General features: G+C 65.2%; 2 protein-coding genes and 1 pseudogene. 2 read left to right on the forward strand and 1 reads right to left on the reverse strand.

Features of this window, described 5'->3' with window-relative positions:
* Both ENZ75_RS27625 and ENZ75_RS27630 read left to right on the forward strand, forming a co-directional pair.
* Positions 1-655, forward strand: a 655-nt coding sequence (locus ENZ75_RS27625) for a GNAT family N-acetyltransferase (RefSeq protein ID WP_128278464.1), incomplete at its 5' end; no start/stop codon positions are given.
* Positions 656-659: 4 nt separating this feature from the next.
* Positions 660-1,496, forward strand: coding sequence for a GNAT family N-acetyltransferase (locus ENZ75_RS27630; RefSeq protein ID WP_063167776.1), 837 nt, complete (start codon positions 660-662; stop codon positions 1,494-1,496).
* A 46-nt stretch (positions 1,497-1,542) separates the two neighbouring features.
* Here ENZ75_RS27630 and ENZ75_RS27635 read toward each other — a convergent pair.
* Positions 1,543-2,728: pseudogene (locus ENZ75_RS27635) on the reverse strand (chain-length determining protein); the annotation flags it as partial.

Here is a 2,728-nt window from a genome sequence, read left to right on the forward strand (position 1 = left end):
TGGCAAACGCAAACGCAAGAAGCACCGGTCGCAGATCCGGAAATTCGAGACCGTCGGCAGCCACCGGCGCATCGAGGCCCGCACCCCGGACGAGATCGACAGGCTGCTCGACGCCTTCTTCGAGATGAAGGAACTCCGCTTCCGCAAGATGGGCATCGCCAACGTCTTCGGCGACGCGCAGGTGCGCGGCTTCTTCCGCGCGCTGTTTTCGCAAGCACTTAGCGAGGACAAGCCTTCCTTCGTGCTGCACGGGCTCGAGGTTGCCGGCAAGCTGCGCGCCATTACCGGTTCAAGCCGCTCGGGCAAACGCCTGATCTGCGAATTCGGAGCGATCGCCGAGGACGATCTCGGGCACGCCAGCCCCGGCGACTTCCTGTTCTTCGACAACATCCAGGAAGCCTGCGAGACCGGTTTCGAGGTGTATGACTTTTCGGTAGGAGATGAGCCTTACAAGCGGCTGTGGTGCGATATCGAAACGCGGCATTTCGAAGTGCTGGTCCCCTTGACCGTGAAGGGCCGCATGCTGGCGCTGACGCTTCGGCAAGGCGCGCGGCTGAAAGCCTTCGTCAAGAACAGCCCGACGATCTGGAAGCTGACCAAGGTGCTGCGCCGCAAAGCCGCCGGCCAGGCGGCGCCCTCGGAAGAAGATAGCTAACGCAATGACGCCGATCATCCGCACACTGTCCCTGCAGGAACTGGCGCTTCTCGTCGACTGGGCAGCTGCGGAAGGCTGGAACCCAGGTCTTGAAGACCCGGCGATGCTCCAGGCGGCGGACCCCGAAGGCTTCATCGGCGCCTTTGTCGGCGACGACATGGTCGCGGCAATTTCGGCCGTGGCCTATGGCAGCGAATTCGGCTTCATCGGCCTCTACATCTCCCGGCCTGACATGCGCGGCATGGGCTACGGCAAGACGGTGTGGGACGCCGGCATGAAAAGGCTTGCAGGCCGGACCGTCGGCCTTGACGGCGTCGCCGAGCAGCAGGCCAATTACCGGCGCAAGGGCTTCGCGCCGGCCTACGAGACCATCCGCTTCACCGGGCGCAAGGCAGGCCCGACGGCCAGGGCCGATGGGTTGCGGATGATTACAACGCAACTCCTGTCCGATGTCGTCGCCTATGACGCCCATTGCTTTCCGGCGCCCCGAGACGCCTTTCTGAAGCGATGGCTGCAAGAACCGCATCATGGGTTGGCGGCAATCGGTTCGCGCGGCGTCACCGGCTTTGGCGTGGTGCGCCGGTGCCGATCCGGCTTCAAGATCGGCCCGCTGTTTGCCGACGACATGGAAATCGCTTCGCAACTCCTGGAGGGACTGGCCGGTGCCTGTGAGGGCGGCGAGCTGCATATCGACGTCCCCGCCGATAACACCGGTTTCATAACTGCGCTCGATGCGGCCGGCTTTGCGCCGACCTTCACCACCACGCGCATGTACAAGGGGCCTGCCCCGGAACTGGACCTGCAAAGGGTGTTCGGCGTAACGACCCTGGAACTGGGCTAGATCGGGCGAACCGCTGAACGGCTCCGCCAGGCGATCCGCAGCTCTCTCAGGCGGCGGCAGTGCGCCGTCCCGGCACCGGATTGCCGGGCGGTTCGTGGCCGAGCGGCGTCACCAGCGTCAGGTCGGGATAGCCGTTCTCGATCAGCTTGACGGCAGCCTGCGTCACCTCGTCGTCGGCCTCCAGCATGGAGAGAAAGACCTCGGTGGCGTCGCCGGTCAGACGGCCGATGCCCTGCGCGTCGGCTGGTCCGCATTCGACCACGACCAGATCATAAGCCGTTGTCAGCGACTGCATAATGATCGGCAGCCGGTCGGCAGCGCGCATGGCGCGGACCGGATCGGCGGTTCCGACCGGAATGACGTGACAGTCCGAGTAGAGATCGGCATGGATGACGTCACTGAACTGCGCTTCCGAAGCGAGCAGGTTGGTGATGCCGGGAAAAAGTCCGCTGTCCAGCATCGGCCGCGAGGCGGCCCCCGACGCTGTGAGGTCCAGCAACAGCACGCGCAGCCCGGCGTCGGCGACTTCGCGCGCCACCAGGATCGCCGATGCAGCCGCCTCGTCGCCTTCCGGCGAGACGAATATGGCGCGCGCCGCACCGCTTGAGATCAGCTTTTCGGCAGCCCTTTCGATGTCGATCTCGCCCAGGGTGGAGCGCGCCGGTTCGGGCTCGACAACCGTTTGCTCTGTCGCCGCCGTAGCGGGCATTGCGACCGCATCCGGCGCCTCGGCCATGGCCTGCATCGCAGCGGCAAAAGGCTCCGCATCGGCTTCATGCGCAGGTTCAGGCAGTTCCTGGTGAATGACGGGTTCCTGGAAGACGGCAGGCTCGTGGCGGACAAATGGCTTGGCGGCCGGCGTCTGCGCCACATGGGGCATCGCGACCTCATCGATCCGTTCGAAACGGGAACCGCTCGCCGGCCGCATCGCGCGGCCTGAGAACAGCTCCCGCAGAAGCGTCACGATGGCCATGATCAGCAGCGATGCGGCGAAAGCCGCGCCGACGATCGGCCCCACCTTCGGGAAATAGGCCTCGGAGGGAACCGACGCCTTCGAGGCGATCCGGGCGTCGACCGGCAGATAGTTGCGGTCCTGGCGCGAAGCGGCTTCGCGGTAGTTGGTCAGGTAGAGTTCGAGCTGCTGTCGCTTGGCGGTCGCGTCGCGCTGCAGTGCGTCGAGGTCGACCTGTTGTTCGCCGGCCTGCGCCGAAGCGGCTTTCAATGTGTTGACG

The sequence above is a fragment of the Mesorhizobium sp. M7A.F.Ca.CA.002.04.1.1 genome (assembly GCF_004022805.1).
Classification (GTDB): domain Bacteria; phylum Pseudomonadota; class Alphaproteobacteria; order Rhizobiales; family Rhizobiaceae; genus Mesorhizobium; species Mesorhizobium ciceri.

Excerpts from the sequence above, each read along its gene's own strand:
- ENZ75_RS27630 (WP_063167776.1), top strand. The coding sequence starts at position 660 with ATGACGCCGATCATCCGCACACTGTCCCTGCAGGAACTGGCGCTTCTC.